Raw genomic sequence first — 15,170 nt, 5'->3', positions numbered from 1 at the left:
TACCAGAGAAACAGCCTTAAATCAAACAAAAAGTACAAGAATCAACTCCCAAACCGGAAGTTACTCTTGCACTTTTAGCTCTTCTCTTACTCAGTAAATCAAACGGAACTTACTTTTGAATTTAACCACTTATGGGTGCATTGAAGCTGATATTTCACTGCAGTGGTGTATAATTAATGAAAATTTAATCATCATATTACTTAATACTATATAAACTAGGGTATAATGAGTACAAATGACCATGGAGGAGATGAATGTTTAAATTAGTTGCGATCGATATGGATGGAACCCTCTTAAATTCCAGTCATGAGATCAGTGAAAGAAATAAGGAAGCCATAAGAAGGGCCTTGGAGAAGGGCGTCAAGATTGTTCTCTGCAGTGGCCGCACCATCAGTAACCTTCTGGAGTTTACCAGAGGTTTGGGCCTCACAGGTGCAGAGGAGTATGTGGTGGGACACAATGGAGCAGCAGCTCTGAGAATCATTGATGAGAACTATGTGTATGAGAATTCCCTCACAGGGAAAGAGGCGAAGGAGATCGCAAAGGTCTGCGACAGCGTGGATGCCAACTACACCATCTACACATTTCATGAGGCCATGACACCAAGAGACAATGCCCACGGAAGATATGAGGCGGAGCTGAACAGCATGAACCTGAAAGTCTGTCATCCTCGCGTACTGGGTGATGAGGAGAAGATCACAAAGGTGCTGATTCTCGATGATGAAGAGGTCCTTGATTCCTACATCGGGGAAATACGCAAGCATTTCGATGACCAGTATAATCTGGTCCGGTCCATGCCGGTGTATCTGGAGATCATGAGGAAGGAAGTCAACAAGATGAGCGGCATCATGGCGGTGGCGAAGCTTCATGGCATAGAAGAAAGTGCGATCATGGCCATTGGTGATGCGCCAAACGATCTTGAAATGATAGAGGGCGCAGGGCTTGGGGTTGCCATGGGCAATGCCCATGAAATCATAAGAGAAGCCAGCGACTACATCACTAGAACCAATGATGAAGATGGCGTGGCTTATGTGCTGAACCGATATCTTCATCTCGGCATGGAAGAGAACCATGCAGACTAGCAGGAACCAGAAGATCGTGTGAGGTATAGAAGAATGACAGAAAGACATCATTTGGGAAGAAGCAGAGAGAAAGGGGAGGTGGCATATGAAACGGCATACTACATTTAAAATCATCATCGGGGTTTTCCTCATGATGTTCATCCTGCCGGTCCAGAAGACCTTGGGTTCAGAAGGATATTATGAGGTGACACAATTCAACATTGATGTTCAGATTCAGGAAAACGGCGATGCAGTGGTGCTGGAAGAAATCACTTACGATTTCGACGGGAATTTCAACGGAATCCTGAGAGACATCGACTATACACGAACCGATGGCCTGAAAGATCTGTCGGTGGGTGTGCTGGAAGGCGGAAATATCACTTATTTCAATGAGAGCACTGGTTCAGGTGCCTATGCATACGAACTGGATGATACAGGAGAGCTGGCAAAGCTTACGATCTATGAGCCATCAGACTATGAACAGAAGACCTTCTACATCGGCTATACGCTGGTCAATGTGGCAGAACGATACAATGACATCGGAATCTTCAACAGGAAGATCATCGATGCAGGATGGTCTGTACCGCTCAGTGACATCACCATTGAGATCACCATTCCTGAAGGAGCAGCCAAGGAAGACCTGAAGGTCTATGCCCATGGCCCTCTGACGGGAGAAAGTACTATTGTGGATAATCGTACATTCCGGTTCACGGTGCCAAGTGTTAACAATGAGTTTGTGGAAACCCTGGCGATTTTTCCACCGGAGCTGATTCCCGCATCCACCAATGTGTTCCAGAGGGATGAGCTTCAGAACATACTGGAGAATGAGCAGAGATTGGCGGATGAAGCCAATGAAAGAAGAGAAGAAGCCATAAGGGAGCTGGAAGCGCAGGAAAAGAGGGAGGCGCGTGAAAAAGCGTCGAGACCCGTGTTTCTGGGAGCCATTGCAGCAGCCGTAGGTGCAGTCCTCTTCATGTTCAGGAAATTCACAAGAGAGCTGAAGCCCCAGTTCATGGGAGACTATTACAGAGAACTGCCAGAAGACTATACGCCTGCTGTGATGACCTATCTTCTGACCAAGGGAAGAACCAAGGATGATGATATCATCGCGACCCTACTTGACCTTGCCAGAAAGAAAGTGATCAAGCTGACCCCCATGAAGGTGGAAAGCGGACTGATCTTCAAGAAGGAAGAGGATACTTTTGAAATCACCTGGCTCAACAAGGAGAAGCTTTCGGGCCTGATGCCCCATGAGCAGTTCCTGGCCACCTGGTTCATTGATGAAATCGGTGGTGGGAGAGGGCTGGTCATGGACGATCTGGAAACCATCGTGAAGAAGCAGAAAGCTGCACTTCAGTTCCAGAAGGACTATGAGTACTTCAAGGCGAAAGTGAAAGACACTGCCGAGAAGCAGCAGTTTTTCGCACCTAATACCCTGCAGGGAGCCAAAGTCTTTGTGCTTATGGGCATCGCCCTGATTCTCGCGGGACTTGGTGGACTGTTTCTTCTGGGAAGCTTCATCGCCATCGGTCTCATCGTACTCGGCGGCGTGATGGTTTTCGGACTGATTGCCCTGAACTTCGTCAGAAAATATTCCAGACGTGGCGTGGAGCACAAAGCCATGTGGGAAGCCTTCAGGAAATTTCTCCAGGACTTCTCCAACATGAAGGAAGCGGAGATTCCTTCCCTTGTCATCTGGGAGCATTACCTGGTGTATGCGACTTCGCTGGGGGTTGCGGAAGATGTGCTGGATCAGCTGCCGAAGGTGTTCACCGATGCGGATCTCAGTAATCCGGATCTGACCTATATGGGCGGATACCGATCCTTCAACAGTTTCTACATCATGAATCATGGATTCTCCAATACCATGTCGAAGGTAAGCTCCGCTGTGAACACAGCGCAGATTGCCAACTCGGCCAAGTCATCGGGCGGCGGATTCGGAGGAGGTTTCTCCGGTGGAAGCTCAGGCGGTGGCGGCGGCGGTGGCGGCGGCGGTGCTTTCTAGCCTAGCAGTTCAAGTTTAAAAATAAATATTTGGAAGGAAGATGAATATGGAAACAGGAACAATCATACTTTTAGTCGTTCTCGGACTCGTCGTATTACTGGTCATTTATGGAGTCTCTGTCTACAACAGCCTGGTTGTCTTAAAGAACAGAGTGAAAAATGCATGGGCACAGATCGAGGTTCAGCTGAAAAACAGAGCAGACCTCATTCCGAATCTGGTGGAGACCGTGAAGGGCTACGCCACCCATGAGAAGGAAGTCTTTGAAAATGTCACCAAGGCCAGAAGCCAGGTGCTGAACGCCAAAGGCGTGGAAGAAACAGCCAAGGCCGATGCGGAGCTTTCCTCAGCCATCAGCAGACTCCTTGTGACAGTGGAAGCCTATCCACAGCTGAAAGCCGATCAGAACTTCCTGTCCCTGCAGGCGGAACTGAAGGATGCGGAAGAGAAGATCCGTTACGCAAGACAGTTCTACAATGACACCACCATGAAGTACAATACAGCCATTCAGGTGTTCCCCAAGAACATCTTTGCTGGAATCTTCAACTTCACCCAGGAACCTCTGTTTGAAGCATCTGAAGCCGATAGAGCTGTACCTAGAGTACAGTTCTAGCAGAACTGAATACTGTTTGATCAAGAGTCCTGAAGCAGGGCTCTTTTTCATTGAGACGCAAGGTCGATAAAAGAATAGCTTTTGGTTGCAAATGGATGAAGAAAAGGTGTTGTTTACGTATTATTTACTTTTATGCTGTGACAACTTGTTGACAATTGTGGTTCAATCCCTTAAGATGAAAACAAATACATGGATTGTTACTGGGAACCAGGCAAGACCGAGATGCATGCAACGCTGTTGCTTTGTTTCTTCGGTCTTTTTTTCTTATAACCGTGGCCACGGTGCCTGTCTTTCTGGAAAGAGTCCGTGCATTGAACTTATTCATCTATTTTCAAAGGAGGAATTATCATTATGATGAAGTATCTACAGAAACTCGGTAGATCACTCATGCTTCCTGTTGCCGTACTGCCTGTCGCATCCATACTCATGGGTATCGGATACTGGATCGACCCAGCTGGCTGGGGTGGTGGAAGCCCAATCGCCGCATTCCTGATCAGCGCTGGTGGCGCAATCATCGATAACATGTCCATTCTTTTTGCTGTAGGTGTCGCTTTAGGTATGTCCAAGGATAAGGACGGATCCGCAGCCCTTGCTGGTCTAGTCGCTTTCCTGGTGGTGACCAAGCTTCTATCCACAGGAACCGTTGCACAGCTTACTTCTGTCGATGTCGGTGAGGTCAATGCGGCATTTGGTAAAATCAACAACCAGTTTGTGGGTATCATCTCCGGTCTGGTGGCTGCGGGAATGTACAACAGATTCTCCCATGTACAGCTGACGCCGGCGCTGTCGTTCTTCAGCGGTAAGAGACTGGTGCCGATCATGACGTCCTTTGCCATGATCCTGGTTTCAGCAGTGCTCTTCTTCGTATGGCCAGTGGTTTATTCAGGACTTGTATCCTTCGGTACAGGAATCTCCGAACTGGGTGCTGTGGGAGCCGGTATTTACGGTTTCTTCAACAGACTGCTCATTCCTACAGGTCTCCATCATGCGCTGAACTCCGTATTCTGGTTTGATGCCATCAGCATCAATGACATCGGAAACTTCTGGGCAAGCACAGGAGAACCTGGTATTGTTGGTAGATATCAGGCAGGTTTCTTCCCAGTGATGATGTTCGGTCTTCCAGCAGCAGCACTTGCCATGTATCATACAGCGAAGGATAATAAGAGAAAGGTTGCAGGAGGTCTTCTTCTGGCAGCGGCGATTTCTTCCTTCTTCACTGGTGTAACAGAACCAATGGAATTCGCATTCGTATTCCTTGCTCCTGGACTATACCTGGTACATGCTCTTCTTACTGGTATTTCAGTATTCATCGCAGCGCAGTTCCAGTGGATCGCAGGTTTCGGATTCAGCGCAGGTTTCGTAGACTTCTTCTTAAGTCTTAGAATGCCTCTGGCTGTCAACATCTGGATGCTGATTCCACTTGGTCTGGTCATGGGTGCCATCTACTACTTCCTGTTCAGATTCCTTATCGTAAAGATGGATCTCAAGACACCTGGAAGAGAAGATGACGAAGCTGTGGAAGGCGAAGGCGTGAAGCTCGGCAAGGACACAAACTTCAACGCTCTTGCTGCACAGGTTCTTGAAGGACTGGGCGGAAAAGAAAATATCGCTTCTCTTGACTACTGCATCACCAGACTGAGAATGGAAGTGAAAGACCATCTCCTGGTGGATGAAACCAAGATCAAGAAAGCAGGCGTTGCAGGCGTCATCAGACCATCCAAGACCAACGTGCAGGTGGTCATAGGGCCACAGGTTCAGTTTGTTGCAGATGAGATGAAAAAGCTTCTGTAAACAGAATCCAACAGAAAAGAAACGGTCATCGAAAGATGGCCGTTTTGTTTGCCGTGGTTTCCAAGCTCTCTGGAAAACACGACGAGGACTGGAGAATCAGATGGAGTTTCGATAAATCTAGGAAAAATGGAAAATTCAATCTATAATGGATGTAAGAGTTTTTTTGGAGGTTGTAGATGCGAATCATCAAGGTGTTTAATAACAATATCGTTGCAACCCGATCCGATCAGGGGGAAGAAATGATTCTGACCGGTACAGGGCTGGGATTTCAGAAGAAGCCCGGGGATCTGGTCAATGAATCGAAAATCGAAAAGATCTATGAGGTTCTGGATGACAGCAGAGATCGGTTCTACAGGCTTCTTGGGGATACACCCATGAAGCTTATTGATGCTACCCAGAAGATCCGAGACCGGGCCAAGGAAGAACTGGGCATTGAGATGACCGTCAATGCGCTGGTGGGGATGATCGATCATATCACCTATGCGGTGGAAAGGAAGAAGCAGGGGCTCGAGATTCCCAATCTGATGCTCCACGAAATCAGAAGCCTGTATGCAGAGGAATTCCAAATCGGTCTGAAGGGCTTAGACTATATTGAAGAAGCAACGGGCGTTCGTCTGTCCGAGCATGAGGCAGGCTACATCACCATGCATATGGTCAATGCTTCCTTAGGGGAGAACAAGGAAAGCATTTCAAAAATCTTTCTTTTCACCAGTGGCATCGTGGAAATCATCGAACAGGTCTTCGACATCGATTTTCATGAGGATGAGATTTCCCTTGCAAGGCTCAATGCCCATCTTAAATTTCTGGCGAAGAGAATCCTCCTGAAGCAGCCCAGTACGGAAGACCACGTGGAGGAATTCTATGATATGTTCCTGAAAAAGGATCGAAGGTTCAAGACTGTGGAAAAGAAAATCAAAGCTTTCGTGAAGAAGAACTTTCAGCATGAACTGAGTCTGCAGGAAATGGTCTACCTCATGGTGCATATGAATAAGGCGATCAGTTAGATGTTTAGATTAAGAAGAGCAAGAAACAGAATGCTAAATGCCAGTCAGAGACTGGGGAAATCCCTCATGCTTCCAGTGTCCGTGCTGCCGGCGGCAGCGATCCTTGTGGGCATCGGATACTGGATCGAGACCACGGGTTTTGGATACAGCACCATACTATCTCGGGTGCTTCTTCAGGTGGGGCTTATCATCATGGACAATGTTCCGATTCTTTTTGCAGCGGGTGTGGCCCTTGGCATGGCCAAAGAAAGAGACGGTTCGGCGGCGCTGTCGGGTATCCTTTGTTACCTCACAGTTACTAATATGCTTTCTCCCGTATCCGTTTCCCAGTATGAGCGCATACCCCTGGCTGAAGTCAGCGCTGCTTTTTACAGCATAGGAAACCAGTTTACAGGGATTCTTTCCGGCCTGGTCGCAGCCTATATGTTCAACCGGTTCAGAAATCTGAGGCTTCCTGAAGGCCTTAATTTTTTCGGGGGAAAAAGATTTGTGCCCATCATTAGCACCTTCACCATGGTTTTTGTCAGTGTGATCCTCTATTTTCTGTGGCCTCTTCTTTATGAGCTCCTTATTGTCTTTGGCGGAAGGATCAGTTCATTAGGTGCTTTGGGCGCTGGAATCTACGGTTTTCTCAACAGACTGCTCATTCCACTGGGACTTCATCATCCGCTGAACTCCGTGTTCTGGTTCGATGTCATCGGAATCAATGATATCGGGAATTTCTGGCAGTCCATGGGTGTATACGGATCAACGGGGATGTATCTGGCGGGATTCTTTCCCATCATGATGTTTGGTCTTCCTGGTGCAGCCCTTGCCATGGCAAGAGCCGCAACGAAGGGTCAGATCCGGAAAACGAAATCCTTCATGGGTACCTCTTCCATCGCCTCCTTTCTCACAGGCATCACGGAGCCCCTGGAGTTTTCCTTCATGTTTGTGGCACCCCCCCTTTATCTGCTTCATGCGCTTTTCACGGGGCTCTCCCTGTATCTTGCGGCTGAATTTCAGTGGATTGCGGGATTCAGTTTCAGTGCAGGCCTTACGGATTTTCTCCTCAGTACCAGGATGCCCATGGCGAAGAACATGGGGATGCTGCTGGTGATGGGTATCCTCTTCTTTTTCCTTTACTATTTTTCCTTCTCCTTCTGCATCAGACGGTTCAACCTCATGACGCCGGGAAGGGAAGTGAAGAAGGTCCGGGAGGAAGAGGAAAGCAGCCTCTACACGGCAAACTACAGGAAGCTGGCAAAGAGCCTTCTGAAAGCCTGCGGAGGGCGAGATAATGTGCTTACCGCAGACGCCTGCATCACCAGGCTGAGACTGGAAGTGAAGGATCCGCATCAGGTGGACAATGACAGACTGAAGGAAATGGGGGTCATGGGCATCGTTCAGCAGGAAGAGGACTTTCAGATCATCATCGGTCCTCAGGTGCATTTCCTGCTGGAAGAGATCAGGAAACTGCTGTAATGCAAGTGGCTGAATTTGATTGGAGGATGGCATGAAGACAAACACAAAAATAAGGATCTGGATTCTTGTTCTGGCGCTGCTGGCAGTTTGGCTGCTGCCAAAGATGCCCTTCAATGAAGAAATCGAAAGAAAGATAGAGGCACAGGTGTATGTGGAAGGAATTCCTGTAAGAACCACGGAGGTGGTCATAGAAGGGGAGCGAAGCCGCTATCTGTTCTCGGACAGGCAGATGTTTTTCGGCGATTTTCAGGTGGAGGAGTATCCGAGAACCCAAAGAGAGGATATGATGGCCGAAATCTCCTGGCATGAGCGGTTCGATGTAGAGCAGATCCTCTATGCGCAGAACGCCACTTTTCCGGACCTTGAAATGGAAAGAGACCTCATCATAGATGGGACCATGAAGCATTTCGCTCTGGGTTTCAAGGATGGGCGCATTGTGGCCACTTCCTCGGAGCTCATGGAAGAATATCGGGTGAGATACGGGATAGAGAACTGATTTAGAGGAACAGGAAAGGCAGCTGAAGAAGATTCAGCTGCCTTTCCTGATGGCTCGGATTCTGTTTTTACTTTCTCACTGGAGGGAGCAGACCCACTTTCTTCTGCATTTTTCTCAGTACTTTCGTGGCTGCATAACTGGCTTTCATGGCCCCTTCAGTATAGATCTCCTCAAGCTTCGACTTATCTGTCAGCAGCTCGTTGGCCTTCTTCTGGACAGGTTCCAGTTCTTCGATGATAACCTCCGCCACGTACTCCTTGAACTCCTTGTAGCCTTTTCCTTCAAAGGAAGCCACCACTTCATCCGGCTTCACATTCTTTATGGCACAGATGATGTTGATGAGATTCTTCACTCCTGGCTGCTCGTCGGTATAATTGACCACACCCACGGAGTCGGTGACAGCTCTTCCAATCTTTCTGCGGATCACATCCGGTGGATCCAGAACGAGGATATAGGAGTTCTGATTGTCATCAGATTTGGACATCTTTTTTGACGGATCCTGAAGATCCATGATCTTGGCGGCATTTTCCGGAATCTTTGCTTCCGGCAGGGTGAACGTATCAGAATAGCTGGAGTTGAACCTTTGCGCGATGTCACGGGCCAGTTCCACATGCTGCTTCTGGTCGATCCCCACGGGAACGAAGTCCGCGTTGTAGATGAGGATATCCGCTGCCATGAGCACAGGATAATTGAAAAGACCTGCGGAGATGGAGGTGTTTTCCTTCAGTTTCGCTGTCTTGTCCTTATACTGGGTCATTCTGGAGAGTTCCCCCATGTTGGCATTGCAGGTGAGAATCCAGGAAGCCTCGGAGTGGGCAGGTACATGGGACTGCACAAAGAGGGTGCTCTTGGTATAGTCAAGCCCTGATGCGATATAGATTGCAAGTATTTCCAGCACTCTTTTTCTCAGCAGCCTGGGTTCCTGTCTTACGGTGATGGCGTGAAGATCCGCAATGCAGTAAAAGCATTCATATTCATCCTGAAAACCGATCCAGTTCTTGATGGCACCCAGATAATTTCCCAGGGTGATTTCTCCAGACGGTTTGATGGCGCTTAATACAATTTTCTTCTTTTCTTCCACAAGTAGATCCTCCATGTCTTCTATATTTTATACAGTAATGTAACTTATGCATTCTATTATAACTTTTTTCATTGAAAAAAGGTAGCTACAATGTAACTACCTTTAAAGGACTATCTTCTCTGATTGTTTCTTTCAGCCTTTCTTGCTCTTCTGCAGTCTGGGCATCTTACTGGCTCGTTTTCAAATCCTTTTTCTTTGTAGAATTCCTGTTCACCAACTGTGAATGTGAATTCGTTTCCGCAGTCTCTGCAGATGATTTTCTTGTCTTCCATTGTTTTTTCCTCCTTAGCAACAGTATTTTTTTAGGTTTTCTGAGGCTAAGGGCCTGGATAGCTAAGAAAATTACTGTGTCTAAAATAATATTACCTTACGGCAATTTCATTATATCAGATTATTCTCATTATGTGAACAATGCAAGGTAAAATAATTGTCAAATAAAGTATATATATTACGAATCTGTCAATGAAAACCAGAATCAGGTTGTGAATCTTTTCGGAGTCGGGAAATTTAATTCAATATGTGCCACCAAAAAGGCCTTTATGGTTTGACTAAATTTTCGGATAATTATATAATTAAGACATAGTTTAAAGGTTTTCAAGACCAAATATACAAAGGGAGTGATTGACATGATACAGGTAATTTATGGCAAGAGAGGATCAGGAAAAAGTAAGAAGATGGTATCTCTTGCCAATGAAAAAGTCAAAACAGCCAAAGGCAATGTTGTTTTTGTCGATGACGATTCTCGTGCAATCCATGAGCTGGATAGAGAAATCCGATTTATCGATGCAGACGAATACGCACTCACAGACTATAGGTCAATCTACGGATTCCTCTGTGGAATCATTTCAACAAACTATGATGTAACCACTATATTTGTGGATGGACTCTTCAATGGAATGGATAAGAAGAGTGAAACTTCCGAGAAGATTTTCGAAAAACTCCAGAATTTCTCCGAGGCCAATGACATTGATCTCTTCATTGCTATGCATGATGAGGGTGAACTGGCTGTATCTGAATTAGAAAAGTACAAGGTTCTCAGTTAACCTTTTTAAAGCTCCGATTAACATTGGAGCTTTTTGATTAGCTTTGAGCATACGAACTGGAGGGGTTTTGTATGATCTTTTTCTGGAACAGGAAGGAAGTCTATCGAGGTGTTTCTGTTCAGAAGTTCAATGAAATCCGGAACATGCTTCGCGCTCATGATATCAGATTCAAAGCGCTGGAAAAAAACGCCGGTGAAACGAAACAGAAACCAGAAACTGTGGAGAAATCTCGAAAATACTCGACAATCTATGTGGTGTATGTGAAGCGCAAGGATTATAAGCGGATCCAACCGTATATCAGATGAGCAGCATTGTAAGAAAAAAGAACTTTCTTGGCGAAAGTTCTTTTTTCGTTTCTGAAACACCATAATCGAGGGTTTACCGTTTTTTCATTTCACAAACCGTGGGAAATTAGGTATACTAAGATGTAGTAAAAATCGTCAGGAGTTGTAAAAATGAGTGTATTTGAAGAATTAACCAGAAGGGGATATATCAAGCAGCTGACCCATGAGGAAGAAATCAGGAAAGCCCTTGAAGAAGAAAGTGTAACCTTTTATATCGGCTTCGATCCCACAGCGGACAGCCTTCATGTGGGGCATTTCATCGCCATGATGTTTATGGCCCATATGCAGAGAGCCGGGCATAAGCCCATAGCCCTTGTAGGTGGTGGAACAGCCATGATCGGAGATCCTTCAGGAAAGACCGATATGAGATCCATGCTCACAAGGGAAGACATTGAACGAAACATCGTCGGCATCAAGAAGCAGATGGAGCGATTCATCGATTTCAGTGACGATAAGGCGCGTCTTCTCAATAATGCGGACTGGCTGATGAACCTCAATTATGTGGACTTTTTAAGAGATATCGGGGTGCATTTCTCTGTGAACAACATGCTTCGCGCAGAGAGCATCAAGCAGAGACTGGAAAAGGGACTCTCCTTCCTGGAGTTCAACTATATGCTGATGCAGGGATATGACTTCCTGTATCTGAACCAGAATCACGGCTGCACCATGCAGCTGGGTGGAGACGATCAGTGGTCCAACATGCTGGCAGGTATCGATCTGATCCGAAGAAAGGAAAGAAAGACTGCCTATGCCATGACCTGTACACTTCTGACCAATTCCCAGGGTCAGAAGATGGGTAAGACCGTCAACGGAGCCCTTTGGCTGGATCCGGAAAAGACTCCGGTCTATGACTTCTATCAGTACTGGAGAAACGTGGACGATCAGGACGTGGTGAAATGTCTGAAGCTGCTCACCTTCGTGGATATCAATGAGATTGAACGAATCGAATCGATGGAAGGACAGGAGATCAACGAGTCCAAAAAGCTTTTGGCTTACGAAGTGACAAAGCTTGTCCATGGGGAAGAGGAAGCAGCCAAGGCAAGAAGTGCTGCAGAGGCCCTCTTCGGTGGAGGAACAGATCTTTCCAATGTTCCTACCGTGGAAATCGTCAAGGACGATCTGGAGAAGCCCCTTCTTGAAATTCTCCTGGCAGGTGGAGTATTCCCTTCCAAATCAGAAGGCAGAAGAAATATGCAGCAGGGTGGGGTCAGCATCGACGATGTGAAGATCACCGACATCGATCATAAGTTAAAGGAAGAGGATTTTACCGAGAACTATCTCCTGGTGAAAAAAGGGAAGAAGAAAATCTACAGAATCCTCATCACGGAATAATGGCACTCTTCGCCATTGCCGACCTGCATCTTTCGATGAGCGGTGACAAGCCCATGGATGTCTTCTCCGATGAGTGGAAAGACCATGACGAGAAGATCAGAGAAAACTGGCTGAAGAGAATCACGGAAGAAGACACGGTGCTTCTGGCTGGTGATCTTTCCTGGTCCATGAATATGGCATCCAGTAAGCTGGAACTGGACTTTGTGGCGAAACTTCCCGGAAGGAAGATCCTGATCAAAGGCAATCATGATTACTGGTGGGGGAGCATTACAAAGCTCAACAGCATGTATGACAATATGGATTTCATCCAGAACAATTTTTTCGCTTATGAAGACTATGCCATCTGCGGTACCCGTGGATGGGTGCTTCCAGGAAGCGCGCTATATAAGGAAGAGGATGAGAAGATCTACAAGAGAGAACTGCTCAGAATGAGAATGTCCCTGGATAAGGCCAAGAAGGCCGGATATGAGAAGATCATCGTGATGATTCATTATCCGCCAGTCAATGAGACCTTTAAAGATTCGGAGTTTACTGATATATTTGAGGAGTATGGAGTGGAAAAGGTCATTTATGGCCATCTTCATGGTAAATCCCTTCAGAGAGTCATGACAGGCTACCGAAATGGTGTGGAATATATCCTCACTTCGTGCGATTACATCAATTTTGATCCCATAAAGATCATGGAATAAAATATAGATGCTGGTTCATTACAGTCCAGTACCGGAAACTGTTTCCGGTACCGGCAATTTTATGGAGGTAAACATGTATAATAACAACGACGTACTAACCATCAACACCATCAGAGCGTTATCCATTGATGCTGTGGAGCAGGCGAACTCAGGCCATCCCGGTCTTCCGCTGGGCGCAGCACCATTTGCCTATGTGTTATGGGCAAAGAATATGATGCACAATCCGAAGAACCCCAGCTGGTTCAATCGTGACCGATTCGTGCTTTCTGCAGGACACGGTTCCGCGCTTCTTTATTCCCTTCTTCACATGTCCGGTTACGACCTGCCGATGGAAGAGATCAAAAATTTCAGACAGTGGGGTTCCAAAACACCGGGACATCCTGAGTTCGGCCACACAGTAGGCGTGGAAGCCACCACAGGGCCTCTTGGACAGGGAATCGCCATGGCGGTTGGTATGGCCATGGCAGAAAGTCACCTGGCAGCGAAGTACAACAAGGAAGGCTTTGATGTGGTCAATCACTACACCTTCGCCTTATGCGGAGATGGAGACCTGATGGAAGGGATCTCCCATGAAGCGTCCTCACTGGCCGCGCATATGAAGCTGGGCAGACTGATCATGCTTTATGATTCCAATGACATATCCCTGGACGGCGACCTGGACAAATCATTCTCCGAAAGCGTCAAGGACAGATACGAGGCGTACGGATGGCATTATCTGAGAGTGGATGATGCGAACAATCTGGAAGCTGTGGATGAAGCCATCAGAGAAGCAAAGAAAGTCACGGACAGACCTACCATGATCGAAATCAAATCCATCATCGGCATGGGTTCACCTTTTGCAGGAACTTCAAAAGCGCATGGTGCACCGCTGGGTGCGGAAGGGGTAAAGGTCACAAAGGAATTCTTCCAGTATAACCATGAACCCTTCACGGTAGCAGAAGAAGCCTATGAAACCTTCAGAAACCATGTGGAGGAAAATGGGGTTGCCGCAAACAAGGCATGGGATGATCTTTTCGCAGCGTACAGTAGCAAGTATCCGGAACTGGCAAGAGAACTGGAAGATGCCATAGAAGGAAAGCTGCCTGCAGACCTTGCAGAAGGTATGCCAGTCTATGAAGAAGGAAAGGGTGTCGCCACAAGAAGCGCTTCAGGAGATGCCATCAACTTCTTCGCCAAGAAGCTGCCAACCATCTTCGGTGGCTCCGCAGACCTGGCTGGATCCAACAAGACAGAAATCAAGGGTGCAGGAGATTTCTCACCTGAGATGAGAGAGGGCAGAAACATCTGGTTCGGTGTCAGGGAATTCGCCATGGGTGCCATGATGAATGGAGTGCATCTGCATGGAGGCTTAAGAGTGTTCGGAGGAACCTTCTTCGTCTTCTCAGATTATGTAAGACCAGCGGTGAGACTATCCGCACTGATGGGGCTTCCAGTGGTCTATGTCTTCACCCATGACAGCGTAGCTGTGGGAGAAGACGGTCCGACTCATGAGCCCATCGAGCATCTGCCATCCTTCAGAGCCATGCCGAATCTTTCCGTCATCAGACCTGCGGACGGAAATGAAACCATGGCTGCCTGGAAAGTTGCGCTGGAATCAGAAAGCACACCAACCATACTGGCTCTTTCAAGACAGAACCTGAAGACCCTGCCCTTATCAGCAGCACTGGCTGTGGAAGGTGTCAAGAAGGGTGCCTACATTGCATCTCCTTCTGAAAAGGAAGTCAGTGATGTACTGCTCATTGCGACAGGTTCTGAGGTTTCTCTGGCTTACGAAGCCCAGCAGGAACTGAAGAAGGAAGGCATTGACGCTGCAGTCATTTCCATGCCTTCATGGGATCTCTTCGAGAAGCAGACCAAGGAGTACAAGGACAGCGTCCTGAATCCAACCGTTAAGAAGAGACTGGCACTTGAACTTGCCAATCCCCTCGGATGGGAAAGATATACTGGCGACGAAGGAAAGATTCTCGGTATCGATACCTTCGGTGCTTCCGCTCCTGGAGAAATCGTCATGGAGAAGTACGGATTCAATGTGCCAAATGTAATCAGACTGGTCAAGGAACTGATCGGATAAGAATAGGATATTGTAACGGCACCGGACAAGGCATACTTGTCCGGTGCTTATGATTGTGTCACTTTAGTGCGTTTCAAATGGTTAATTTGAAACAAATAAACCACCTGCTATGCAGGTGGACAAAATCAGCTTAAGCTTCAAGAACAAAAACTCCTATGATAAAATTTTAGTTGGCCGCT

At 47.1% G+C, this 15,170-nt stretch carries 14 protein-coding genes; 12 read left to right on the top strand and 2 right to left on the bottom strand.

Annotated elements, in window-relative coordinates; translation table 11 throughout:
* The first annotated feature begins 254 nt into the window (after window positions 1-254).
* The 7 genes from J3A84_RS15005 to J3A84_RS14975 all read left to right on the top strand — a co-directional run bounded on the left by J3A84_RS15005 (window position 255) and on the right by J3A84_RS14975 (window position 8,431).
* Window positions 255-1,082, top strand: coding sequence for a Cof-type HAD-IIB family hydrolase (locus J3A84_RS15005; protein ID WP_207600867.1), 828 nt, complete (start codon window positions 255-257; stop codon window positions 1,080-1,082).
* An 85-nt stretch (window positions 1,083-1,167) separates the two neighbouring features.
* Entirely contained in the window at window positions 1,168-3,066 is a 1,899-nt protein-coding gene (locus J3A84_RS15000; protein ID WP_207600866.1) for a DUF2207 domain-containing protein, read from the top strand.
* 46 nt (window positions 3,067-3,112) lie between these two features.
* Window positions 3,113-3,676 (top strand): LemA family protein, encoded by a 564-nt coding sequence (locus J3A84_RS14995; protein WP_207600865.1) that lies wholly within the window; start codon window positions 3,113-3,115, stop codon window positions 3,674-3,676.
* 351 nt (window positions 3,677-4,027) lie between these two features.
* Entirely contained in the window at window positions 4,028-5,467 is a 1,440-nt protein-coding gene (gene nagE, locus J3A84_RS14990) for an N-acetylglucosamine-specific PTS transporter subunit IIBC (RefSeq protein WP_207600864.1), read from the top strand.
* 176 nt (window positions 5,468-5,643) lie between these two features.
* Entirely contained in the window at window positions 5,644-6,471 is an 828-nt protein-coding gene (locus tag J3A84_RS14985; RefSeq protein ID WP_207600863.1) for a PRD domain-containing protein, read from the top strand.
* Window positions 6,472-7,935, top strand: a complete 1,464-nt coding sequence (gene nagE / locus J3A84_RS14980) for an N-acetylglucosamine-specific PTS transporter subunit IIBC (protein ID WP_242694291.1) — start codon at window positions 6,472-6,474, stop codon at window positions 7,933-7,935.
* A 31-nt stretch (window positions 7,936-7,966) separates the two neighbouring features.
* Window positions 7,967-8,431, top strand: coding sequence for a hypothetical protein (locus J3A84_RS14975; protein ID WP_207600862.1), 465 nt, complete (start codon window positions 7,967-7,969; stop codon window positions 8,429-8,431).
* 67 nt (window positions 8,432-8,498) lie between these two features.
* On the opposite strand, the gene trpS is transcribed toward J3A84_RS14975, so the two are convergent.
* Together trpS and J3A84_RS14965 are read right to left on the bottom strand one after the other, a co-directional pair.
* Entirely contained in the window at window positions 8,499-9,512 is a 1,014-nt protein-coding gene (gene trpS, locus J3A84_RS14970) for a tryptophan--tRNA ligase (RefSeq protein ID WP_207600861.1), read from the bottom strand.
* A gap of 110 nt (window positions 9,513-9,622) precedes the next feature.
* On the bottom strand, window positions 9,623-9,784 hold the full coding sequence (locus J3A84_RS14965) for a zinc-ribbon domain-containing protein (RefSeq protein WP_207600860.1): 162 nt from the start codon (window positions 9,782-9,784) through the stop codon (window positions 9,623-9,625).
* Between the two features lie 354 nt (window positions 9,785-10,138).
* Here J3A84_RS14965 and J3A84_RS14960 point away from each other — a divergent pair, with 354 nt between their 5' ends.
* From J3A84_RS14960 to tkt, 5 genes are all read left to right on the top strand, one after another.
* Window positions 10,139-10,555, top strand: a complete 417-nt coding sequence (locus J3A84_RS14960; RefSeq protein WP_207600859.1) for an ATP-binding protein — start codon at window positions 10,139-10,141, stop codon at window positions 10,553-10,555.
* Window positions 10,556-10,626: 71 nt separating this feature from the next.
* Entirely contained in the window at window positions 10,627-10,860 is a 234-nt protein-coding gene (locus tag J3A84_RS14955) for a hypothetical protein (RefSeq protein ID WP_207600858.1), read from the top strand.
* A gap of 150 nt (window positions 10,861-11,010) precedes the next feature.
* On the top strand, window positions 11,011-12,231 hold the full coding sequence (gene tyrS, locus J3A84_RS14950) for a tyrosine--tRNA ligase (RefSeq protein ID WP_207600857.1): 1,221 nt from the start codon (window positions 11,011-11,013) through the stop codon (window positions 12,229-12,231).
* Window positions 12,231-12,920, top strand: coding sequence for a metallophosphoesterase (locus J3A84_RS14945; protein WP_207600856.1), 690 nt, complete (start codon window positions 12,231-12,233; stop codon window positions 12,918-12,920). Before tyrS ends, J3A84_RS14945 begins: the two co-directional genes overlap by 1 nt.
* A gap of 73 nt (window positions 12,921-12,993) precedes the next feature.
* Window positions 12,994-14,991 carry a transketolase gene (tkt, locus tag J3A84_RS14940; RefSeq protein ID WP_207600855.1) on the top strand — a complete coding sequence of 666 codons (1,998 nt, stop codon included), beginning with the start codon at window positions 12,994-12,996 and terminating at the stop codon, window positions 14,989-14,991.
* Window positions 14,992-15,170: the final 179 nt, after the last annotated feature.

Origin of the sequence: Proteiniclasticum aestuarii (genome assembly GCF_017368455.1) — a bacterium.
Classification (GTDB): domain Bacteria; phylum Bacillota; class Clostridia; order Clostridiales; family Clostridiaceae; genus Proteiniclasticum; species Proteiniclasticum aestuarii.
This window is presented reverse-complemented; position numbering and strand designations above follow the sequence as displayed.